The sequence below is a fragment of the Thermanaerothrix sp. genome (assembly GCF_056331585.1).
The window spans coordinates 1-20,265 of sequence record NZ_JBWGPQ010000037.1; the positions used below are offsets into that span (position 1 = coordinate 1).

Sequence of the window (20,265 nt, forward strand, 5' to 3'; positions counted from 1 at the left end):
CCCGGCGGTTTCTCGTAAAAGTTGCCATCGCTCAGGATCACGGAAAAATTCACTCACATTAATCGTGAGATAATCCCGCAGACGTTGCCGTTCCTGTTCATCGCGCCGTACCCAGGCAAAATATTCCTCCCATGAAGACTTATTAGAACGCACCAACCACGAATCCAGACGGCGGCGCATCTGCTCGTCCTTATAATACGAGAGATCGATTCCAAGCAGACTTTTGATGGAGGCTTTGACCCGTTCGTACTCCACTAACTCCATTGTTTTTAATCCCTCCAACCACCGTCGAATTGACACACCAATTGCTCAATCTTTGCCGCCATAGCGGATAAAGGCAACACGGCATTTGCGGCTCGTCCCTCAATCACGCTCCGTGGCATCCCCCACACCACCGCCGTGGTCTCATCTTCAGCAATCACATACCCACCTGCAGCATGAATCAGCGCTGCACCGTTGGCGCCATCATTACCCATGCCCGTCAAAATGACCGCCAGAGTTCGGGAGGCAAAATGCTGGGTCACCGAAAGCAACGTCACATCCACTGCCGGGCGTACGCCATGAACGGGGTGATTTTGATTGAGTTGTACCGTTCCTTGAGCATCTAGCGTGAGATGGAAACCGCCCGGTGCAACCAGCCCCAAACCCACTTCCAACCGATCCCCAGGTGCAGCCTCCTTGATCCTAAATGCGGAAAGGCTATCCAGACGTTGTGCTAACGAGCGGGTAAAGCCCGCCGGCATGTGTTGAACAATTAGCAGCGCTGCGTTGAGATTTTGGGGCAAAGCGGGAATTAGAGTGCTTAATGCCCGGGGGCCTCCGGTTGAGGCACCGACCACGATGAGCACATTACTTTCTTGCCATGGGCGAGTTAATTTGCTGGATACCCGATCGAGAATTTCTTCTGACCCTGGTGTGGACCATGCCGTCTGCACCAGCGCCCGTGCTTTAACTTGGGCCGCCCGGCGAATCTTTTGGACAACCTCGTCCATAACAACTTGAATGTTCGCCTTGCTGTCCGGTTTAGCCACAAAATCCACCGCCCCAAGCGTCAATGCCCGTACGGTCTCCTGAGCCCCTTCCTTGGTCAGGCTACTGAGCATGATGACCGGACGGGGCTGGATGCGCATGATCTCCTGTAAGGTGCTCAAACCATCCAGGCGTGGCATTTCAACATCCAGGGTGATGACCTGCGGATTCAGGCGGGAGATCATGCCCAATGCCTCTTCACCATCCCGCGCCACTCCAACCACTTGGATGTCCGGAACATCGTTCAAATAGCGGGTAATGGTAAAGCGCATGTAGGCAGAATCATCCACCACCAACACGCGTATTGGCCCGTTCACATCCGCAGTCATTCCTGTTGCCATAAGTCGGCTCCGCGATTACCCCAGTAACTTTTGTAAAGCGCTTAATACGCGTTCCTGGTTAAAGGGCTTAACCACAAAATCACGTGCTCCTGATTTCACGGCTTCCAAGACTACCGATTCCTGCCCTAATGCCGTCAACATGACGACCTTGGCTTGGGGATCATAAGCGCGAATATTCTTAAGTGCAGTTAGGCCATCCATCTCTGGCATAGTAATATCCATCAACACTACATCCGGGCGTTCGGCTTTGTATTTCTCAACCGCCACCGCGCCGTTTTCGGCTTCAATGACCTGATAGCCCTCTGCAATCAACATCTTAGAGATGCGCACCCGCAAAAATTCGGCATCATCTACCACAAGCACTGTTGCCATGGTTACTCCTTTCGATAAGGGTATCACTTTCAACCACGTTCACCGCTACGCCGGCGGCCTGGTAATCAATGGCCACCGTTCCGGCTTCTGGGGAGTCACCAAATGTAATTACCAGTCCACGGTGGGTATCGTACACCTCCCGCGGTGATAACGCTTGCCAGTCGCTGGTCAGACTACCATCGGCTTTAGCCTTGTCGTAGATCGCAACCACGCCACCGTCTGCAGCCCGTAGACGGAACTCGAAACCCGAGTCCCCTTGACGCACTTCCAGCACATAAGCAGTCCCCTCGACCTGGCTACCGCTTCCCAATTCACGCAGACCACTGCCCACATCCCCCACATTCACGCTTGCCACGATAGGGCTACTGCTTGGTAAGGATGCTGTCGCCACACCAGTCCCGCCCAGATAAAACACGCCACGCTTACCTAGCGAACGATCCGTGGCAGCTTGTTCCGCAGAAACCCACTGCTCGGCGCGTGCCAGTTGGCTCACCTGAATGCGATAATCCCCTACCACTGCTGAAGCGCTGGCAGAGGCACTAACCACCGTTGCACCATTCACCGAAGGCTCAGTTACGGTTACCGACCGCCCGCTCTTTAGCGTGAAAAACGGACTGCTACTTCGCAACGCCTGCACGTATTGCTTGAGATCGCTCAATTGCGAGCGGAGGTCCAGGTAAATACCCCGTTGCACATTGAGCGCATCACGTTGTTGGGTCATCCGTATTAAGGGCTGCCGCTCAATGGCCATCAGGTTGCTGACCAGGTTGGTGAAATAACTGGAGAGGGTGGTCGTGCTCGAAACGTCAGGCATGGCAACCTCACATATCGTTCCTGGGGATGGCTGGGCGGGGAGCGCGCTGAGCGCTCCCCGCTATCCCGATACCGATGAGGAGTTAACGATTAGCGGAAGAGGGTGAGCAGGAATTGCGGCGCCGTGTTCGCCTGGGCCAGCATCGCGGTCGCGGTCTGCTGCAGGATCAGGAGTTTGCTGGCATTCACCTGCTCTTCAGCCATGTTGGCGTTCATGATTCGGTTGTAGGCCGCCTCGGTGTTGGTGTATTGCACGGTGATGGCTTCTTCCTTGAAGGACAAGCGGGCACTGAACGCACCGACTTCGCTGATCCCCTTCTTGACCTTTTCAATTGCGGCATCAATGTCGGAAAGGGCACTGCTCAGGTTGGAAGTGGTGTAGTTGGCATTCAAGCCCAAGCCGTCTGTCCCTGTACCATATGCGCCAAAGCCCTGGTTGTCCGAGAATTTGAACTCTGAGGTCACGGCGGTCGGATCAGCTAGCGTCCCCAACGAGGTCAGGAAATTCTGAGTTGCCGAGGCACCACCGGCAGAACCACTTTGGCCGATCAGGAAGTTGCCGTTCCACTGGGTTTGTTCAACAATGGCGTCAATTTCCGCCGCATAGGCATTCAACTGGGCGGCAATGGCCTCTCTTTCCTTATCGCCAATGGTACCGCTTTGAGCTTCCAAAGCCTTGTTCTTCATCTTGACCAGGATGTCCTGGATCTTGCGCAAACCACCTTCCGCCGTGGAGAGCAGGTTCTTGGCATCGCCGATGCCGTTGAGCACCGTCTGTAACCCTTGGCGGCGGATATCAAAGGTGGTCGCCAGGCTCAATCCCGCCGGATCATCCGCGGCTTCATTAATGCGTTTACCGGTCGCCAGGCGGGTTTGGTGAATAGCCAGTTGGTTGTTGATCAGTTGCAATGAGTTGAGCGCGTTGAGCGCACCGATGTTACCAGCAATGCGAGTGTAATCTACTGTAGGCATCTCACACCTCCTTGTGAATTTTGGCGGGGATCCTTCCCCTTAGAATTTAGAAATGAATGACGAGAAAGCGATGGGGCTACTTACCAGTGACCTCTGGGGTTTAAGCCCCTTTACCCAAGAGGCAGGACATCGAGTTACAGCCGTATGTCGTATCGTTACCTAGCGCGCTTCCAACCTCCTCACCGGTTAGTTTGGGATGTTGTTCTATCTCCCTTAACGACCATTTGTGGCTAAACCTTAGGGCTAAGGCGTAAATTCGGCATAAAAAGGCGCCCTGATGGGGACACAGGACGCCAAAATATGGAAGGAGGGTTCTAAACCTCAGTGGGCTTTTACCAGCACGCCCCGTCCGTTGCCTGAGGCTGAACCGGGCACAGATGCCCCTTTGCCGACCACGGCTGCCTCGCTCAGGCGGAACCGCGCAACCGCCTCTTTCAGGGCTTGCGCTGTGCCTTGCAGGAACTGCGCCGAAGCCGCCACTTCCTCCACCTGGGCCGACATCTCTTCGGCCGAAGCCGAGACTTCCTCGACGGCGGCGCTGTTTTCCTCGCTCACACTGGCGATGGACTCCACCGCTTGGGCGATTTCTTGTGATCCGGCGCTCATCTCCTCAGTGGCAGCGGTGTTCTCCTCAGCAATCGCCGAAACCTCGTCCGCTGCGGCTACCAGTTGTTCAGCCAGCCCCGCCATGTGACGGGCAGCCTTGACGCTCTCCTCGGCCTTGGCTTGCATCGCTTTGATCCCGCTCAGAATGTCGTTAAGCGCTGCCCCAGCCAGATTCGCCTGTTGCACATCTTTCTCTACCTCATTAGCGCTTTCCTGCATTGCCGACACCGCTTCTTCCACCGCCTGTCGAATTTCGCGGATCAACGCACCAATTTCACGGGTTGCCGTCGCCGAACGTTCGGCCAGTTTTCGCACTTCATCGGCGACAACTGCAAAGCCCTTACCGTGTTCACCGGCCCGTGCCGCTTCAATGGCTGCATTGAGCGCCAGTAAGTTGGTTTGCGAGGCAATGTCCTGAATGGTCTCCACGATCGCGCCAATTTGCGCCGAGCGTTGCCCCATGGCTTGTACCTTCTCGGCTGAGAGCGTCACTTTTTCACGGATGGCCGCCATTCCTTTGAGGGTGGATTCAACCGTCATCGAACCCTGACCCGCGGTTTCTACTGCGGTATGGGCAACCTCGGCGGTGCTTTGCGCTCCAGTCTGCACCTGCTGAATAGCGGCCGAGAGTTGATTGATCAGCGCAGACATCTTATTAACCGCCACCGCCTGCTCCTGTGCACCTTTGGCTACCCCTTGAATCGCCCGCGTCATCTGTTCCACTGAAGCCGCGGTGCGACTGGCCGCTTCGGATTGCTGCGAGGCGCCCTTGGCAACCTGTTGGATGGTCGTCGCGATTTGCCCGGTGACCTGACCGGCTTGATTGGCGGCTTCAGCCAGTTCAGTCGCTGCCGCTTCCAGGGCCTGGGCATTTTGCGCCACCCCCTGCACAATTTCACGTAAACCCCGCATCATACGGGCAAAGGCATGACCCAGGACATCCTGATCTGACCGTGGCGTCACCTCTACCATCAGGTCACCAGCGGCGATCGCCTCGGCTGTGCTTGCCATGGTTGAGAGATAACCCACTACATTCTGAAGTGCCTGTCCCATTTGCCCGACTTCATCCCGCCGCTTGAGAATGGATTCGCGTTTTTGTACGTCTATGTCTTTCAACAAATCACCCTGCGCCAATTTGTTCATTGCCCCAGCCACAACCTGGATCGGGCCAGTGATTTGCCCAGAGAAAGCATATGCCGCCAGAGCCGCCAACACGGCCATGACGAAAACACCGATGAGCATATTCCGTGCTAACCCATTGGCGGCTGCGAACGCCTCGCTGGCATCCTGTTCAACAATGAGCCCCCAATTTACCTCGGGTAAATAACGATAGGCCCCCACAACCGGCTTAAAGCGGTAGCCTTGATACTCCCCCTCACCTTCCTGCCCCGAGAGTACGGCGCGTGAAGCCTCAGTATCAATGCGCAATTCCAAGGCACTGCGCTCTTTAATTCGATTTTCGGCTTTTAACTGTTCCTCAAACCGCGAGGGCGTAATCAACACCCCTCGCTGATCAATCAAATAGGCATCACCTGTGGTTCCCAACTGCGCCTTGCCAAACACCTCTTCTAATGCAGTGGTTGGTACTACCCCAGCCATCACACCTACCACTTGCCCCATCGAGCGGATGGGCGCTGCAACTACCACCACGACATGCGAACTACCTTTCGATACGACGGGGTCTGAGATCACCGTCTTGCCAGCCATGGCCTGCTTGAAATAATCTCGATCGCTCATAGTATTGCGCTGCCCATCGGTTGAAGCCAGCGCATACCCATCGGGTTGAATTACCACCAGGGTTTCGAAATAATCCCCCCATTTTTCTTTATAAAAGGTAAGCGCTCGCATGACCCGTGTTGGCTCCATGGATACAATTTCACCGGCATTTGCCATGACCTCCACTTCAGCCCGCCGAGCATCAAGCCATTGCCTCACCTGAGCATCGGTGATATCCGCTAAATCACCCAGGGTCTCAAGGGCACTTTGCCGCAAAGAACCCGTTGCCTGAAAATAACTCAAGGCGAACAAAACCAGTAATGGCAGCAAAGCCAGCACTAACGAATAGAACAAGATTTGGACACGGATAGACCCCCGTTTCGTCAGATTTCGTGAGCCCTGATGGTTTTGAAATCGTTCGAATACCTTCTGCATGGCTAGTTTTCTCCCTGATGGAAATGGATGGGTTTTTCTTCTCTTCATGCCGTAACCACCTCTCGGAGTGCGGCCAGTTGCGTCTCTTCTTCTACGGAAAGCACCTTGGTCAGATCCAGTAGGATAATCAACCGCTCCCCCACCTTGGCAATCCCGGTAATAAAACGGGTGCGCTCATTGGTTACCATCGGTGGTGGGGGCTCAATGGTTTCTTCTGGGAGACGCAACACCTCCAAAACGCTATCCACCACAATCCCAATAGGGTGAGATTCATTCATCACCACCACAATGCGAGTTTCGCGGTCAACTTCGGCCGGGGGCAGGCCGAACCGCTTGCGGAGGGATAACACGGGTAACACCATCCCGCGCAGATTGGTGATACCCTCAATAAAAGCCGGCGCTTGGGGCACCACGGTGATGGGCTGCATCTTGACAATGCTTTCCACCCGATCAATCGTGACCCCATACTGTTCACCGGCGACTTGAAAGACCACAAATTGTTTCTCCATATCATTTTCTCTCCTGAAGGGAAATTAAGAACCGGGGGTAACGGGTTCCAGCACTTAAACGACCGGCGTTGCGACGGGCTCGTTTGCCATCGTTGGTGTTTCACCTTGATTCAGCTTGAAGTGTGCCACCAGAGCTTCCAGGGAATGTGCCATTGCGGCCAACCCATCTACAGCATTTGCCACTTCGGCGACTTGAGCACTGACCTCTTCGGCTGAGGCACTGACTTCCTCAATAGCAGCGCTATTCTCCTCCGAGACACTGGCAATGGTCTCAATGGCCTGGTTGACCTCACCCACACTGGCTGTCATTTCTTCCGTTGAGGCAGTATTTTCTTCAACCACGGCGGAAACGCTATCTACCGCGCTGACAAGTTGATCCACAGCATCGCGTACCCGCACCGCCGCATTGGCCGTCAACTCGGCTTGCTGCTTCACCGCCTCGCTGACCTCGTGGATAAATGCCAGAGCCTGTCCAGCCTGATTCGCCAATTCCACCCCTCGTTGTACATCCTCATTGCCTGCGCGCATCGCGTTTACCGCTTCATCCACGGTCTGCTGAATGCCGCGCACCAATTGCGCAATTTCCTTGGTGGCAGCAGCGGCACGTTCAGCCAATTTGCGCACCTCATCCGCCACTACCGCAAAGCCCTTGCCGTGTTCGCCGGCTCGTGCCGCTTCAATGGCGGCGTTGAGCGCCAGCAAGTTGGTCTGGGCAGCAATGTCCTGAATCGTCTCCAAAATGGTCCCAATTTCGCGCGAACGCACTCCCATTTCTTCCACCCGCTGCGCCGAAAAGCCAAAGCGATTACGGATATTTTCAATGCCCTCAATAGTTTGCTGCACAGCCTGAACCCCTTGCTGTGCCAGTTGGGCTGCACCGGTCGCATCGCGGAATACCGTTTCCACACTCTCTGCCATTTGTGATACATCCCCGCTGATCCGGGCGGTCAAACTCGAGGCGTTAGCAACCGCCTGAGATTGCTCCTGAGCCCCACGCGCAATACCCTCAATGGCACGGGCAACTTCATTGACCGAGGCGGCAGTGCGATTGACGCTCTCGGACTGCTCGGCAATTCCTCGCGCTACCTGCTGGAGTGTCTGCGCCATTTGTTGGCTGGCCTCGCCGCTTTGGAAGGCGGCGTTTCGAAGATCCTGAGCAATGGCGTTCAACCGCTCAACCACCTGCATGATTTGTTGCACCTGGCGGCGCAATCCTTCTACCATCCGCACATACGCATTTCCCAGTTCATCTTGCGGGCTGCGGGGGGTGATCGTCAGGCTGAGATCACCAGCCGCAATCCGATCCGCCAGCTCAGCCATGGCAACGATGTACTCCTCAGCAGCTTTTAAGGCCTTGCCCAATGCCCCGATTTCATCGCCCCGCTTGGCAATTGACTCTTTGACCGATATAGGAATATGACGGTTAAGATCACCCTGAGATAAGTTGGAGAGCGCCCCGACCATGACCTGAATCGGCTGATTCAGGTTGCGCGTGATCAGAACGGCCAACGCAATCGAAAGCCCTACCGCCAGGATTGCTACGACCATTAACGTCCAGCGCACCCGTTCAAAAGTACGTTCGCTTTGGGCATGGGCCTCCTCGGCAGCACGCTGTACTATCGTCAACAATCCTTCCATCGCCGCATCGGCAGTCTGGCGCGCCATGGCTAAGTCACCCACCGTGGCCCGTGCCATCGCTGCGCTGCGGTTCCCGGCGTGAATTTGCTGCAGGGTATCATCCAGTTTACTGATGTAATCCTGCCAAGCCGTTTCAAATGTTGCCAGTGCCGCCTCTGCCCCCGGCAGATTAAGCGCGCGCAAATCTCGAATGACTGCCGTAATTCCAGCAATGTTTTGGTTAATTTGTGATTCAAGTTTGAGAGTATCATCTGGGAGCAGAAAGATATTGAACAAATTGCCGCGAATCTGATACAGCATCGTGCGGGCTCGCCCGACTTCTATAGCCGGGGTTAGATTTTGAGAATAGAGCATTACTGATTGGGCATGTGCATCTGCGATCCCAAGGTAAGAGTTCACAGCCAGAACGAGGGTCAGGAGGACAACCACCCCAAACGCCAGGCTCAACTTGACCAAAAGACGCAAACGGTTAAGCGGATTCATTGGCTCTCCTCGTAAATCGGGTTAAGATTTTGAGAGGGCTTCGCCGGTTGTAGAGGTCACGCTTTCATGCCAAACCCTTTTTTCCATGAGCCAGGTCAGGAAAGCGCACCTACGCCGGTGACTTCTGTATCAATTTACGGAAGACCGAAGCAAAAGCGCATAAAATAAGGATAAAAACATAATAAAAATGGGATGAGTTCCTTATATCACCCCCTTGGCTTAGAAAATAGCGCGCGTTGCTTGACAATCCCCCTGCCTGCCGTTAAAATTTGAGTAGTTGCCGAGATAGCTCAGTTGGTAGAGCACGCGGCTGAAAACTGCGGTGTCGCCAGTTCGATTCTGGCTCTCGGCACACCGATACCTCTCCTACGTGAGAGGTATCTTGCTTTAACCGCATCCCCTGTGGTATGATGCGCGCGGGAGGAATCTACCGATGAAGACATCCCAATGTCCAATTGTCTTTACCCTGATGTTTGTGGTAGGGATTGTCCTGACCGCCTGCGGTGGGGGGGCACGCACACTAGAAGGGGATACTCGAGACGCTGTCTTAGCCTATGCTGAACCCATGGCCGATACCCTGTTGAATGGCCTGTTCGCGGGCGATTACACCGCCTTTGCCACCGACTTTGACGACGCTATGCGCAAAGGGCTAGACGAAAAAGCATTTACCGACTTGCGCCAGACGCTCGAGTCGCGCCTGGGGGCATTTCAATCCCGTGAGGTGAGTTCCGTCCTGGAAAGCGGTGATTATTACATTGTCGTCTACCGCCTGCGCTTTGAAAAAGACGACGCGGTCACCATGCGCCTGGTGCTGACCAAAGCCGAACCACATTTGGTCAGCGGCCTGTGGTTCGAGTCACCGGAATTGCGTAAACGCTAAAGGTCACTCCCCAGGTTCGACGCCTTTCTCATTGTGCTTGGCTTCCTCCCAAAGTGCGTCCATCTCGGCCAGGGTCATTTCGCCGAGCACCCGCCCCATCTCTCGCGCGCGTTGCTCGATATGCGCGAAGCGTTGTCGAAAGCGTTGGTTAGTAGCCCGCAGCGCGCTTTCAGCATCTACTTTGTACCAGCGAGCCAGGTTCACTACGGCAAAAAGCAAATCCCCCAATTCTTTTTCCCGGGCGCGCTCATCGGGGGCAGTAAGCACCTCCTGCAGTTCCTCACGCACTTTTTCCCACACTGGCGCAATCTCAGGCCAGTCAAAGCCCACCCGCGCGGCACGATCTTGTAACTCTTGCGCCTGCGTGAGCGCAGGGAGCGCTAAAGGCACACCAGCCAACAAACTGCGTTCCTCCTGGCCATTTGCCTCACGTTCCGCTTGCTTCAGTCGTTCCCAGTTTCGCAGCACCCCCTCCACGCCCTCCACTTTTAACGTACCAAACACATGGGGATGTCGGCGCACAATCTTATGATGAATGCCGCGCACAACATCCGTAAAATTAAACTCCCCTTCCTCGCTGGCAATCTGAGCGTGCAAAGCCACTTGGAGCAACAGATCCCCTAGTTCTTCTTGCAAAGCCTGGGGATCGTCCGCGTCAATCGCCGCCAGCACTTCATAAGCCTCTTCTAAAAGATGACTACGCAGGGACTGATGAGTCTGTTGGCGATCCCAGGGACAACCGTCCGGTGCGCGCAAATGCGCCACAATTTCCAGGAAGGCTTCCATCGAGGTGGCCTCTCCCAAGGGAGGCACGTATAATGCGCTCATTAGCCCCAAATGCGGACTACGGTCAATCTCGTAAAGGCGAAGGTGCTCGATTTGCTGCTGTTTCGTGCCCGCAGCATGTACCAGGGTTACTGGATGCTCATCCGGATAGAAGGCATTCAACGTCAACTTGACCTCTGATGCGCTCATGCGGTCATAGATCTGAGCAATCAAAACCGGTGCATCCGGCGGGAAGGAAGGAACATGCCAGGTACCCAATTCAAGAGCATCCAACAACACTAGGCGAGGGAAAGGATCTAGACCCAGCGCGGTAAAAGTGGGTTCAAGGAACGAAAGGCCCTCAATGACGCGTACGGGCAACCCTTCGGCCTGGATGCGGCGTAAAATCTCGGGGCCTGTGGCTTCCGCCACCAGGGGATGGCCCGGGACAGCATACGTCACCCCTTGTGGACGGCGGGCTAATTCGATAACTTTTTCAACAATGGCAGTGTAAACCGCTTCAAACGATTGCCCCTGACGATACAGCCAATCGAAACTATGCACTTGCACCCCAGCCGGTAGTTCTTGCACCACAGGATGCTGTTCGGTGCGCACATAAAGTTCTGAGATTGACCTCAACCACTCCCAGGCTTCATGCGTCAATAAGCGCGCCTCACCTGGACCTAGTCCTAGCAAAACCACACCACCCGCGGCTGTCATACGCTCACCTCTCAAAAATCTTTCCCTTTAATTGATGTTAGCAAAAAGCCTGAGGGGAGGATAAAATATCCTCCCTCAGGCCCCATAACCAGGCCAGAAACCTGTCTCGTGTGCTTTTTTAACGTTTGGTGTAGGTTGGCGCCTTGCGCGCACGCTTAAGACCGGGTTTCTTGCGTTCCTTCACCCGCGGGTCGCGCGTGAGCAGCCCCTCGCGACGCAGTGTCTGTACCAACTCAGGGTTCATCTTGGCTAACGCCCGTGCCAGCCCCAACCGCACCGCATCCGCCTGGCCGGTGACCCCACCGCCGACCACCTTGACAGTAATGTCAAAACCATTGCGATCATAACCGGCGGCCACAAGTGGGCGCAGGATCGAGTCCACGTCACCCAAGCGCGGAAAGTAGGCTTCTAAGGGCTTCTCATTGACCACAAAACGCCCTGAGCCACTCATGACACGCACCCGCGCGGTGGCTTCTTTGCGGCGTCCAACACCTTCATAATACTGTATTGCCATCATGCTCTAACTCCTCTTAGGCTACCGGTTGTGGATTCTGTGCCTGGTGCGGATGCTCTGGACCCGCATAGATCTTGAGCCGCTTGATCAGGCGCCGCCCAATTTTATTTTTAGGGAGCATCCCCCACACAGCCTGCCGGATCACCCGATCAGGATGCTTCTGCAGCATATCCCGCAAGGAAATGGCTTTCAAACCCCCAGGATACATCGAGTGACGGTAATAAATCTTGGTTTCAGGGCGGGATTCGTGCACCTGAATGCGGCTGGCATTGATGACCACCACGTAATCCCCCATTGGGACACCCGGGGTGTAAGTGGGTTTGTGCTTTCCCAACAGGTAGTGCGCGATTTTGGTCGCCAGACGTCCTAAATTTTGGTCTGTGGCATCAACCAGCAGCCATTGTGTTTCGGGTTTTCCTTTGATTACGTATGTCTTATCCACAGTCCTCATCTCCACTTGCAATTAAGGATTCTCCCAGAGGTTCAAATCCTTGCTCATCTTCCGGGTAATAAACCCGTTCAAGCACCAAGCCCCGCGCTGCCGCCAACCCCGGCGGAAGGATACGTTCACCTCGGAGCGCCTCGCCGATGGCTTCAGGCGGCAGTTTTGCCTGCCCCACCAGCACCTGAACATATACCAACCTGCGCACCATATGGTAGAGGAAAGCATTGGCAACAATATGAAAGCGCAGTGAGGCATCTTCCAGGACTTCCCAGGAGGTACGATACACACGGCGCACCGTAGATCGCCCGGGCTTCATCGGTGCACCAAAGGCAGCAAAATCATGCTGGCCTTCAATCCAACGCGCCGCCGCCTGCAGCCGAGCCAAATCCACATCCGGCCATACCCGCCAGGCATAGCGGTCACGCAACGGATCACGATCCGGTGCCGCATAGAGGCGGTAGGAATATGCCCGTCCCACCGCGTGATAGCGAGGATGAAAATGCGGGCTGGCTTCGCGCACGACTTTGACGGCCACATCATCAGGCAGGTAAGCGTTCAACGCTCGTCTCAAGACTTCGGGGGAGTGTGCCCAATCCAAATCGAACGCAATTACCTGACCCGCGGCGTGAACGCCCGCATCAGTGCGGCCGGCATAAAGAATCGCCGGTCCCGACCACCCCAGGCGCTGTAACGCCGCCTCTATCTCCGCCTGCACCGTCCGTGCCCGACCTCCCTGCCTTTGAAACCCCTGGAAGCAGGTGCCGTCGTAGGTTATGGTAACCTGGTAACGTGCCATTCCAATCCGGCAAAAGTCCGGATGGCTTACGACTCAACCAATTCCAGCAAGACCATCTCGGCATTATCGCCTAGCCGAGGGCCCAGCTTGAAGACACGGGTATAACCGCCATTGCGGTTCGCATAACGAGGTGCGATCTCATCAAACAACTTCTTAACCAGTTTTGGATCACCCAGGCGCGCTGCTACCAACCGGCGAGCATTGACTTTTTCAACGTCACTCCCCTGTTGGCTGTTGCGTGCAATGGTGATCATCCGCTCCGCCTCGCCGCGGATAGCCATGGCTTTAGCCCGGGTCGTGCGGATGCGCTCGTACGTGAAAAACTGGCGCAAGAGCGTTCGGCGCAGCGCATTACGCTGGCCTGTGGATCGCCCCAATTTGTAACCTGCAACCTTGTGTCGCATCGGTCCTTACTCCGCCTCCTTTGTTTCGGGTGGCAAGAACCCTTTCTCGCGCATTTTCTGGCGCAATTCTTCCAGGCTCTTCTCGCCAAAATTCCGGATGGACATCACTGCATCATTGCCCTTTTCCAGCAGTTCCAGCACATCCCCGACCGTGGTAATCCCCGTGCGCTTGAGGGAGTTGAAAACGCGCACCGAGAGATCCAGATTTTCAATCGGGGTATCAGCGGCCTCACTGCTTAAGCGGATACCACTCGGCTCTTTTTCAGCCGCTAGCGCTATCGCCTCCTCGCCCACGCCCGCTACCAAGCGGAAGTGGTCAATCAGGATCCGAGAAGCCTCAACCAGCGCTTTTTCCGGCGAAATGGTGCCATCCGTCCAAATTTCCAGCGTTAAACGCTCGTAATTCGTGCTTTGCCCCACGCGCGTGGCTTCTACGTTGTAATTCACGCGTTTGACTGGGCTGAAGATCGCATCCACCGGCAGCTCACCGATAGGAAGTCGTCCGCTGCGGTCACTGGCCGGGGAATACCCACGACCGCGTTCCACCACCATCTCAATATCCAAACGGGTGTTGGGGTCATCTACCGTGAAAAGGTAGAGTTCGGGGTTCACAATTTCCACTTCCGCCGGAATTTGAATATCTGCTGCGGTCACTGGCCCTTCACCCCGCACCTCCAACTGGAGGGTGGCAGTATCCACATCATGTAAGATCAAGCGCAGTTGCTTGATCTGCAACATAACCTGGATAACATCCTCACGGACGCCGGGAATATCGCTAAATTCGTGCAGCACATCGGTGATGCGAATGGATGTAACCGCTGCACCTTCCAGCGATGAGAGCAGCACACGCCGTAGGGCATTGCCCAGGGTGACACCATAACCGCGTTCCAGCGGGCTGATCACAAAGCGCCCATAGTTGCGCGCCTGGGCATCTTGCTCTATTCTGGGTTTAACCATGCTACTTACAGCACTCAAGGTCCACCTCTTTCTTTTGAACGAACCCGAATTTCACTCATTAGCGCGAGTAGTACTCGACAATCAACTGTTCGTTCAAAGCACCGTCAATCTCTGCCCGCTCAGGCAAGCGCAGCACACGCCCCGAAAGTTGCTGCAGATCACGTTCCAGCCAAGGGCTGCACGGGCGCTTTTCAGCAATTTCGGGCAATTCACGGAAAAACGTACGCCGACGCGAGCCTTCGCGCACCGCCACTACATCCCCGGGGCGCAACAGCATTGAAGGCACATCCGTCTTACGACCATTGACCGTGAAGTGACCATGGGTCACCAACTGACGAGCCTGAGCGCGGTTGACCGCAAATCCCAAACGATAAATCACATTATCCAGACGCAATTCAAGGGTCTGCAATAGATTAAGGCCGGTCAAGCCACGCTTGCGCAACGCCACATTGAAGTAGCGACGGAACTGACGTTCGAGCACGCCGTAAATGCGGCGGGCACGTTGCTTAGCACGCAACTGCTTAGCATAGTCCGAAAGGCGTTCCATGCCACCGCGGGCACTGCCCATACGTCCATGCTCACCCGGCGCATAACCGCGCCGCTCAAAGGCGCATTTTGGAGAGAAGCAACGTTCCCCTTTGAGAAACAACTTCATCCCTTCGCGCCGACATAGTTTACAAACCGGTCCGGTATATCTCGCCATATCGTCCCTCACTCCATCCGATTAGACACGGCGCTTCTTGGGTGGCCGACACCCATTGTGCGGGATTGGGGTCGCGTCTGCAATGGAACGCACCGTCACGCCCATGGCCTGAATGGCCCGAATCGCCGACTCACGCCCTGGGCCAGGGCCCTTGACAATGAGATCCACTTCCTGAACACCCATAGCCTGAGCAGCCTTGATGGCCTGTTCGGCGGCCAATCGCGCGGCGAATGGCGTGCTCTTGCGCGATCCCTTAAATCCGGCCGACCCTGAACTCGCCCAGCACACCACATTGCCCTGCTGATCGGTGACCGTCACGATCGTGTTGTTAAACGATGCGTTGATGTACACCTTGGCCGATGAAAGCGTGCGCTTGATTTTTCGTGTAGCGCCGGATCGGCGCGCAGATCGTACACTTTGAGCCATATTTCCTCGCTCTCACTCCATAAGAATGCAATTTCTGCTTAGATCCTGGTCCTCCGCCGCTCAGGCAGCCGCAGGGGAGGGAAGGCGCTCCCAACACTGAGCCAGCGACAACCAGGTCTATTTCTTCGCAGCACCTCGGCGGCGACCACGCCCAGCCACCGTCTTGCGCGGACCCTTGCGCGTGCGGGCATTGGTGCGTGTGCGCTGCCCTCGCACCGGAAGGCCACGGCGATGGCGTAAGCCGCGGTAGCAACCGATTTCGATCAACCGTTTAATATTCATTTGCACTTCGCGACGCAAATCACCCTCAACCTTATAGTGTTGGGCGATATAATCGCGCAGTGCATTGACCTCGGCTTCGGTCAGGTCTTTGACTCGCGTATCCGGGTTCACCTTCGTCGCGGCCAGGATTTCTTTTGCCCGACTTGGCCCGATTCCATAAATGTAAGTCAGGGCTACTTCAACCCGCTTATTGCGCGGTAGATCAACACCTTCAATTCTCGCCATGCTGTTTTACCCCTGTCGCTGTTTATGCTTCGGATTTTCACAAATTACGTACAGGCGTCCTCGCCGCCGCACGATCTTGCACTTCGCACATCGTTTACGAATAGAAGGTGATACTTTCATGATCGCGTTCTCCTGTCACAAGATAACTCCGTCTTAGTAGCCGAATTTGAAATTATACTGGTTTCCGATGATTTCGTCCAGGCGTGCTGCCGTCTTCCAGCAAGGTCAAAATGAGGGGACCATGCTCAGTTACCGCGATGGTGTGTTCGAAGTGCGCCGTAGGCAGCCCGTTTTGCGACGCGACCGTCCATTGATCTTCCAGCACCCGTGTGTAGGGTGACCCAATGAGCACCATGGGCTCCAGCGCAATCGTCATCCCCGGGCGAAGCACTATTCCACGCCCTGGAATACCGTAATTCGGCACCTGTGGTCCTTCGTGCATTTGCCGCCCTACCCCGTGACCGGTGTATTCGCGGGTCACGTAAAGGCCGCGGCTTTCCACATAGTGCTGAATCGCAGCCGATACATCACCCACCCGATTTCCGGGCAACATCTTGGCAATCCCGGCATAGAGCGCTTGCTCAGTAACCTCAAGCAGCCGCTCCACCTCAGGCGTAACCTCACCAATCGCAATTGTTACCGCCGAGTCGGCCACAAAACCCTCATAAACGGTGCCACAATCTATGGAAACAATATCCCCTTCTTTAAGTTTTCGTTTGCCGGGGATGCCATGTACCAGTTCGTCATTCACGCTAACAGTTGTGCTGGCCGGATAAGGGTACGGGCCTGGGTAATTTTTGAATGGTGAATAAACGCCATACTTTTTGAGCACGTCCTCAGCAGCTGCATTTAAATCCGCCGTGGTCACGCCCGGACGAGCAATATCACACGCCGCCTGAAGCGCCTCGGCATTGATCCGCCCGGCAATGCGCATGATTTCAATTTCTTTGGGACTCTTGATCGTGATATGACGTTCCCAGGACATCATACGTGCTCTTTTCTGGCTTTCTCCACGGCTTCCATTAATTTTGCACTGACCTCTTCAATCGGCAAGGTGCCGTCAATCTCCACCAACAGCCCCTTTTGGCGATAATAATCCACCAGAGGTGCCGTTTGCTCCAAATAAACCCGAATGCGCCGGGCAACGGTTTCAGGCAAATCATCTTCACGCTGATAGAGTTCCGACCCGTCCACATCACACACGCCCGGCGCCCGTGGTGGGTTATACTTCTCGTGATAGACATGCCCCTGAGCGCGACATGTCCACCGCCCACCCAAACGCTCGATCAGCACCTCAGCAGGGACGTTGATCAACGGCACGCAAACCACCCGACCGTTTAATTCGGCCAGTATCGCATCCAATGCTTGTGCCTGCACCGGCGTGCGGGGAAAACCGTCTAGTATTGCCCCGCGCGCACAGTCCGGACGGCTCACGCGCTCGCGTACCATGGCGATGGTCACATCATCCGGCACCAGTTCACCTTGGTTCATGTAAGACTGGGCTAACTTTCCCAAGTCCGTTTGCGCCTTAAGGTGTTCGCGGAATAAATCGCCGGATGAAATATGAGCCATACCCAAGGCTTGGGCCAGGCGCTGGGCTTGGGTGCCCTTTCCAGCGCCAGGAGGACCGAGAAGTACGATAAAGTCACCCATGTGTATACTTATCCCTTAATCAAGCGCTCTTCATAACCTTGCAACTTGAGTTCGGTCTCGATGATGGTGAAAGTATCCCGCACCACACCGACCACAATCAACAAACCCGCCGAAGAGACCAGGAACAACCCCGCCTGGCGTGCCGAAGTCGGCAGGAAAACGTGCAAGATATAGGGAAGCACCGCCACCAGACCGAGGAAAAGCGCTCCCGGCAGGGTGATGCGTCGCTGTACCCTGGTCAGATATTTCTGAGTGGGCTCACCGCGCAACACACCAGGAATTTGGGCTCCCTGGCGCTTTAAGGCATCCCCATAGTTTTGCTGCGTAAAGAGTACGTCGGTGTAGAAGAAAGTGAACAGCACCACCATCAAGAAGTAGAAGAACGCATACCAACCAGAATTCCCGCTGAAGGTGTGATAAATCCCCGTGGCCAGGTTGCGCACCCATTCCGTCTGCACATTCAGGAACAGACCTGCCACTAATGCCGGCAAGAGCAAGATGGACTGCGCAAAGATCAGCGGGATCATCCCGGCCATGTTGACCATCAACGGCAGGTTGCTGCGTACCGGCATGGACATACGGTTGCCCACCCGTCGCCCCGGGAAGAGCACTGGTACGTTACGTCGTCCCTGCTGGACATAGACGATCGCGAAGATTACCAGCACCAGGATAACCAGGATGAGCAGTGTTATCCACCAGGCATTTTGGCGGTCACTCCACAACGAAATCAGGTTGGACGGAATGCGCGAAACGATACCTGCAAAGATAATCAGGGAAAGGCCCTGATTGGGAATGCCGTATTCTGAGATTAGTTGCCCCAACCAGATGCCAAACATCGTCCCCGCCATCATGCTAAAAAGGGTGGTTAAGGTCGGTAAAAGATTAGCGCCCGTAAACCCAAATTGATAGGTCAAAATAGAGGCACCGATATTGCGGGCGTATTGGTTGAAGATATTAATCTGACCAATGGCGGATAGAAAGGCCATCGGTACTGCCAGGATAATGGTCCATTTCTCCATCCAGCGCTGCCCCTCGCGCGGATTTTCCTTTAACTTTCGTTCCAGCGCTGGAATGATCGGCACTAAAAGTTGAAGCACAATCTGGGCGGTGATGTAGGGATAAACACCCATCGCCAGGATGGAGAAATTGGTGATCGTACCGCCGGAAAGCAAATCCAGCAGACCAAAAAGCGTCCCGGCAGCACCTGGGGTTTGGACGATGTTGCGGATCACCTCGCGATCTACGCCTGGCACCGGTACATGCGCGGCCAGGCGGTAGATCGCCAGAATCAAAAAGGTGATCAAGAGTTTACGACGAATATCTTCCGATTTCCAAAGGTAACGCCAGGGTGACCGCTTCATACCCAGGTCTCCTTAGGATTCCGCGCTCTCGGCGGCGATCAGTTCAACCCGACCACCTGCCGCTTCAATTTTGGCTTTAGCGCCCGCGCTAACACGATGCACCCGCACTACCAGCGGGAAATCAATCTCGCCCTTGCCCAGGATCACCACCGGGTTTTTGGGTTTATGGAGCAAATTCTTCTCCGCCAATGCCTCGGGAGTGACTTCACTGTTAGGAGCGAACTTCTCAACCAGCTGGCGGAGGTTAACTTCGTTATACTCCACCCGATTCGGCGGGGTAAAGCCCACACCGCGCATGAAAGGCAGGCGGCGGTAGAATGGCAGGTTACCACCCTGGCGATAGAGATGTCCCTCTTCACCCGAGCGCGCTCCCTGTCCTTTGGTACCACGGCCAGCCGTCTTACCCTGACCTGCCGCAATACCGCGGCCAACACGCTTGCGTTTCTTTTTTGCACCTTCATCCGGTACTAGATCATGCAACTTCATGGCTCTACCTGCACTTCCTCGATTTTGACCAGATGATTGACTTTCCGTAGCATCCCGCGAATAGCGGGTGTATCCTCATGGATCACCGTCTGGTTCAGGCGCCGCAACCCCAATGCGCGAATGGTTGCCTTCTGGCGTTCGGAATACCCAATGGCGCTCTTGACCCAGGTGATCCGTAAGACCTTGGGTTTCTCAGGATTCGCGGCCATGTTTCCTCCGCTCCCAGAATGGTAAAACCTCTTGCACGGGTTTGCCGCGCCGCTTGGCCTCTTCTTCAGGGGATTTGAGTTGCTCCAATGCCTTGAAGGTGGCCTTGACCACATTCAACACATTGGAACTCCCCAGCGACTTGGTCAATATATCGTGAACACCAGCCGCCTCTAACACCGCGCGCACACCACCCGCAGCGATTACGCCAGTTCCAGGCGAAGCGGGCTTGAGTAAAACCTCCGAGCCCCCCACCCGTGCTTTAACCTCGTGGGGGATGGTCGTTCCCACCATCACAATCGGTCGCATATTCTTGTGGGCGCGATCGGAAGCCTTACGCATGGCATCCGGGACGGCATTGGCTTTCCCTACGCCCAATCCCACATTGCCGCGGTTATCCCCAGCGACGACGGTGACGCGGAACTGGAAACGCCGACCGCCTTTGACCACTTTAGCAACGCGGCGAATCTCAATGACCCGTTCATCGTATTGCTGTTCAATCGGTTGATAATCTATCATATCCATAG

Annotated in this window: 24 protein-coding genes, 1 tRNA gene and 1 pseudogene; 2 read left to right on the forward strand and 24 right to left on the reverse strand. The window is 55.3% G+C overall.

Annotated elements, in window-relative coordinates; translation table 11 throughout:
- The 8 genes and pseudogenes from AC01YT_RS11385 to AC01YT_RS11420 all read right to left on the reverse strand — a co-directional run.
- Positions 1-264: pseudogene (locus AC01YT_RS11385) on the reverse strand (CheR family methyltransferase); the annotation flags it as partial.
- A 5-nt stretch (positions 265-269) separates the two neighbouring features.
- Complete coding sequence (locus tag AC01YT_RS11390; protein WP_476675534.1) at positions 270-1,370, reverse strand: protein-glutamate methylesterase/protein-glutamine glutaminase; 1,101 nt, start codon at positions 1,368-1,370, stop codon at positions 270-272.
- Positions 1,371-1,385: 15 nt separating this feature from the next.
- Positions 1,386-1,742 (reverse strand): response regulator, encoded by a 357-nt coding sequence (locus AC01YT_RS11395; protein ID WP_476675536.1) that lies wholly within the window; start codon positions 1,740-1,742, stop codon positions 1,386-1,388.
- Complete coding sequence (locus AC01YT_RS11400; RefSeq protein WP_476675538.1) at positions 1,717-2,556, reverse strand: flagellar cap protein FliD N-terminal domain-containing protein; 840 nt, start codon at positions 2,554-2,556, stop codon at positions 1,717-1,719. The genes AC01YT_RS11395 and AC01YT_RS11400 overlap by 26 nt, the downstream gene beginning before the upstream one ends.
- 89 nt (positions 2,557-2,645) lie before the next feature.
- Positions 2,646-3,527, reverse strand: coding sequence for a flagellin (locus AC01YT_RS11405; RefSeq protein WP_476675540.1), 882 nt, complete (start codon positions 3,525-3,527; stop codon positions 2,646-2,648).
- A gap of 321 nt (positions 3,528-3,848) precedes the next feature.
- Positions 3,849-6,284 carry a methyl-accepting chemotaxis protein gene (locus AC01YT_RS11410; protein WP_476675542.1) on the reverse strand — a complete coding sequence of 812 codons (2,436 nt, stop codon included), beginning with the start codon at positions 6,282-6,284 and terminating at the stop codon, positions 3,849-3,851.
- A gap of 44 nt (positions 6,285-6,328) precedes the next feature.
- A complete protein-coding gene (locus AC01YT_RS11415) occupies positions 6,329-6,793 on the reverse strand; it encodes a chemotaxis protein CheW (protein ID WP_476675544.1) in 465 nt (154 codons plus the stop codon).
- 54 nt (positions 6,794-6,847) lie between these two features.
- Positions 6,848-8,914 (reverse strand): methyl-accepting chemotaxis protein, encoded by a 2,067-nt coding sequence (locus AC01YT_RS11420; RefSeq protein ID WP_476675546.1) that lies wholly within the window; start codon positions 8,912-8,914, stop codon positions 6,848-6,850.
- Positions 8,915-9,193: 279 nt separating this feature from the next.
- Here AC01YT_RS11420 and AC01YT_RS11425 point away from each other — a divergent pair.
- Positions 9,194-9,266: transfer RNA gene (locus AC01YT_RS11425), tRNA-Phe, on the forward strand.
- Positions 9,267-9,347: 81 nt separating this feature from the next.
- Entirely contained in the window at positions 9,348-9,794 is a 447-nt protein-coding gene (locus AC01YT_RS11430; protein WP_476675548.1) for a DUF3887 domain-containing protein, read from the forward strand.
- 3 nt (positions 9,795-9,797) lie between these two features.
- On the opposite strand, the gene yabN is transcribed toward AC01YT_RS11430, so the two are convergent.
- From yabN to rpsE, 16 genes are all read right to left on the reverse strand, one after another.
- The gene (gene yabN / locus AC01YT_RS11435; protein WP_476675550.1) at positions 9,798-11,279 is read right to left on the reverse strand and encodes a bifunctional methyltransferase/pyrophosphohydrolase YabN; all 1,482 of its coding nucleotides are present in this window, start codon (positions 11,277-11,279) and stop codon (positions 9,798-9,800) included.
- 118 nt (positions 11,280-11,397) lie between these two features.
- On the reverse strand, positions 11,398-11,796 hold the full coding sequence (gene rpsI / locus AC01YT_RS11440) for a 30S ribosomal protein S9 (protein WP_476675552.1): 399 nt from the start codon (positions 11,794-11,796) through the stop codon (positions 11,398-11,400).
- Positions 11,797-11,809: 13 nt separating this feature from the next.
- Positions 11,810-12,235 (reverse strand): 50S ribosomal protein L13, encoded by a 426-nt coding sequence (gene rplM, locus AC01YT_RS11445; protein ID WP_315624362.1) that lies wholly within the window; start codon positions 12,233-12,235, stop codon positions 11,810-11,812.
- A complete protein-coding gene (truA, locus tag AC01YT_RS11450; protein WP_476675554.1) occupies positions 12,228-13,034 on the reverse strand; it encodes a tRNA pseudouridine(38-40) synthase TruA in 807 nt (268 codons plus the stop codon). Before truA ends, rplM begins: the two co-directional genes overlap by 8 nt.
- Before the next feature lie 26 nt (positions 13,035-13,060).
- Positions 13,061-13,438, reverse strand: coding sequence for a 50S ribosomal protein L17 (rplQ, locus tag AC01YT_RS11455; protein WP_476675556.1), 378 nt, complete (start codon positions 13,436-13,438; stop codon positions 13,061-13,063).
- Between the two features lie 6 nt (positions 13,439-13,444).
- Positions 13,445-14,395, reverse strand: a complete 951-nt coding sequence (locus AC01YT_RS11460) for a DNA-directed RNA polymerase subunit alpha (protein ID WP_476675558.1) — start codon at positions 14,393-14,395, stop codon at positions 13,445-13,447.
- Positions 14,396-14,453: 58 nt separating this feature from the next.
- On the reverse strand, positions 14,454-15,098 hold the full coding sequence (gene rpsD / locus AC01YT_RS11465; protein ID WP_315624366.1) for a 30S ribosomal protein S4: 645 nt from the start codon (positions 15,096-15,098) through the stop codon (positions 14,454-14,456).
- Between the two features lie 21 nt (positions 15,099-15,119).
- Positions 15,120-15,524, reverse strand: a complete 405-nt coding sequence (gene rpsK, locus AC01YT_RS11470; protein ID WP_315624367.1) for a 30S ribosomal protein S11 — start codon at positions 15,522-15,524, stop codon at positions 15,120-15,122.
- Between the two features lie 117 nt (positions 15,525-15,641).
- Positions 15,642-16,031 carry a 30S ribosomal protein S13 gene (rpsM, locus tag AC01YT_RS11475; protein WP_054520542.1) on the reverse strand — a complete coding sequence of 130 codons (390 nt, stop codon included), beginning with the start codon at positions 16,029-16,031 and terminating at the stop codon, positions 15,642-15,644.
- Between the two features lie 6 nt (positions 16,032-16,037).
- Positions 16,038-16,151 carry a 50S ribosomal protein L36 gene (rpmJ, locus tag AC01YT_RS11480; RefSeq protein WP_083461648.1) on the reverse strand — a complete coding sequence of 38 codons (114 nt, stop codon included), beginning with the start codon at positions 16,149-16,151 and terminating at the stop codon, positions 16,038-16,040.
- A gap of 52 nt (positions 16,152-16,203) precedes the next feature.
- Entirely contained in the window at positions 16,204-17,016 is an 813-nt protein-coding gene (gene map / locus AC01YT_RS11485; protein ID WP_476675586.1) for a type I methionyl aminopeptidase, read from the reverse strand.
- Positions 17,016-17,684, reverse strand: coding sequence for an adenylate kinase (locus AC01YT_RS11490; RefSeq protein WP_476675562.1), 669 nt, complete (start codon positions 17,682-17,684; stop codon positions 17,016-17,018). The genes map and AC01YT_RS11490 overlap by 1 nt, the downstream gene beginning before the upstream one ends.
- 8 nt (positions 17,685-17,692) lie before the next feature.
- Entirely contained in the window at positions 17,693-19,045 is a 1,353-nt protein-coding gene (gene secY / locus AC01YT_RS11495) for a preprotein translocase subunit SecY (RefSeq protein ID WP_476675564.1), read from the reverse strand.
- A gap of 12 nt (positions 19,046-19,057) precedes the next feature.
- A complete protein-coding gene (rplO, locus tag AC01YT_RS11500; protein WP_476675566.1) occupies positions 19,058-19,531 on the reverse strand; it encodes a 50S ribosomal protein L15 in 474 nt (157 codons plus the stop codon).
- Positions 19,528-19,740 carry a 50S ribosomal protein L30 gene (rpmD, locus tag AC01YT_RS11505; protein ID WP_315624372.1) on the reverse strand — a complete coding sequence of 71 codons (213 nt, stop codon included), beginning with the start codon at positions 19,738-19,740 and terminating at the stop codon, positions 19,528-19,530. The genes rplO and rpmD overlap by 4 nt, the downstream gene beginning before the upstream one ends.
- On the reverse strand, positions 19,724-20,263 hold the full coding sequence (rpsE, locus tag AC01YT_RS11510; protein ID WP_476675568.1) for a 30S ribosomal protein S5: 540 nt from the start codon (positions 20,261-20,263) through the stop codon (positions 19,724-19,726). Before rpsE ends, rpmD begins: the two co-directional genes overlap by 17 nt.
- Positions 20,264-20,265 lie beyond the last annotated feature (2 nt).

What these genes read in the sequence shown, in the direction of transcription:
- AC01YT_RS11390 (WP_476675534.1), bottom strand. Translation starts at nt 1,370, where the DNA reads ATGGCAACAGGAATGACTGCGGATGTGAACGGGCCAATACGCGTGTTG.
- AC01YT_RS11395 (WP_476675536.1), bottom strand. Translation starts at nt 1,742, where the DNA reads ATGGCAACAGTGCTTGTGGTAGATGATGCCGAATTTTTGCGGGTGCGC.
- AC01YT_RS11400 (WP_476675538.1), bottom strand. Translation starts at nt 2,556, where the DNA reads ATGCCTGACGTTTCGAGCACGACCACCCTCTCCAGTTATTTCACCAAC.
- AC01YT_RS11405 (WP_476675540.1), bottom strand. Translation starts at nt 3,527, where the DNA reads ATGCCTACAGTAGATTACACTCGCATTGCTGGTAACATCGGTGCGCTC.
- AC01YT_RS11410 (WP_476675542.1), bottom strand. Translation starts at nt 6,284, where the DNA reads ATGCAGAAGGTATTCGAACGATTTCAAAACCATCAGGGCTCACGAAAT.
- AC01YT_RS11415 (WP_476675544.1), bottom strand. Translation starts at nt 6,793, where the DNA reads ATGGAGAAACAATTTGTGGTCTTTCAAGTCGCCGGTGAACAGTATGGG.
- AC01YT_RS11420 (WP_476675546.1), bottom strand. Translation starts at nt 8,914, where the DNA reads ATGAATCCGCTTAACCGTTTGCGTCTTTTGGTCAAGTTGAGCCTGGCG.
- AC01YT_RS11430 (WP_476675548.1), top strand. Translation starts at nt 9,348, where the DNA reads ATGAAGACATCCCAATGTCCAATTGTCTTTACCCTGATGTTTGTGGTA.
- yabN (WP_476675550.1), bottom strand. Translation starts at nt 11,279, where the DNA reads ATGACAGCCGCGGGTGGTGTGGTTTTGCTAGGACTAGGTCCAGGTGAG.
- rpsI (WP_476675552.1), bottom strand. Translation starts at nt 11,796, where the DNA reads ATGATGGCAATACAGTATTATGAAGGTGTTGGACGCCGCAAAGAAGCC.
- truA (WP_476675554.1), bottom strand. Translation starts at nt 13,034, where the DNA reads ATGGCACGTTACCAGGTTACCATAACCTACGACGGCACCTGCTTCCAG.
- rplQ (WP_476675556.1), bottom strand. Translation starts at nt 13,438, where the DNA reads ATGCGACACAAGGTTGCAGGTTACAAATTGGGGCGATCCACAGGCCAG.
- AC01YT_RS11460 (WP_476675558.1), bottom strand. Translation starts at nt 14,395, where the DNA reads ATGGTTAAACCCAGAATAGAGCAAGATGCCCAGGCGCGCAACTATGGG.
- rpsD (WP_315624366.1), bottom strand. Translation starts at nt 15,098, where the DNA reads ATGGCGAGATATACCGGACCGGTTTGTAAACTATGTCGGCGCGAAGGG.
- rpsK (WP_315624367.1), bottom strand. Translation starts at nt 15,524, where the DNA reads ATGGCTCAAAGTGTACGATCTGCGCGCCGATCCGGCGCTACACGAAAA.
- rpsM (WP_054520542.1), bottom strand. Translation starts at nt 16,031, where the DNA reads ATGGCGAGAATTGAAGGTGTTGATCTACCGCGCAATAAGCGGGTTGAA.
- rpmJ (WP_083461648.1), bottom strand. Translation starts at nt 16,151, where the DNA reads ATGAAAGTATCACCTTCTATTCGTAAACGATGTGCGAAGTGCAAGATC.
- map (WP_476675586.1), bottom strand. Translation starts at nt 17,016, where the DNA reads ATGTCCTGGGAACGTCATATCACGATCAAGAGTCCCAAAGAAATTGAA.
- AC01YT_RS11490 (WP_476675562.1), bottom strand. Translation starts at nt 17,684, where the DNA reads ATGGGTGACTTTATCGTACTTCTCGGTCCTCCTGGCGCTGGAAAGGGC.
- secY (WP_476675564.1), bottom strand. Translation starts at nt 19,045, where the DNA reads ATGAAGCGGTCACCCTGGCGTTACCTTTGGAAATCGGAAGATATTCGT.
- rplO (WP_476675566.1), bottom strand. Translation starts at nt 19,531, where the DNA reads ATGAAGTTGCATGATCTAGTACCGGATGAAGGTGCAAAAAAGAAACGC.
- rpmD (WP_315624372.1), bottom strand. Translation starts at nt 19,740, where the DNA reads ATGGCCGCGAATCCTGAGAAACCCAAGGTCTTACGGATCACCTGGGTC.
- rpsE (WP_476675568.1), bottom strand. Translation starts at nt 20,263, where the DNA reads ATGGATATGATAGATTATCAACCGATTGAACAGCAATACGATGAACGG.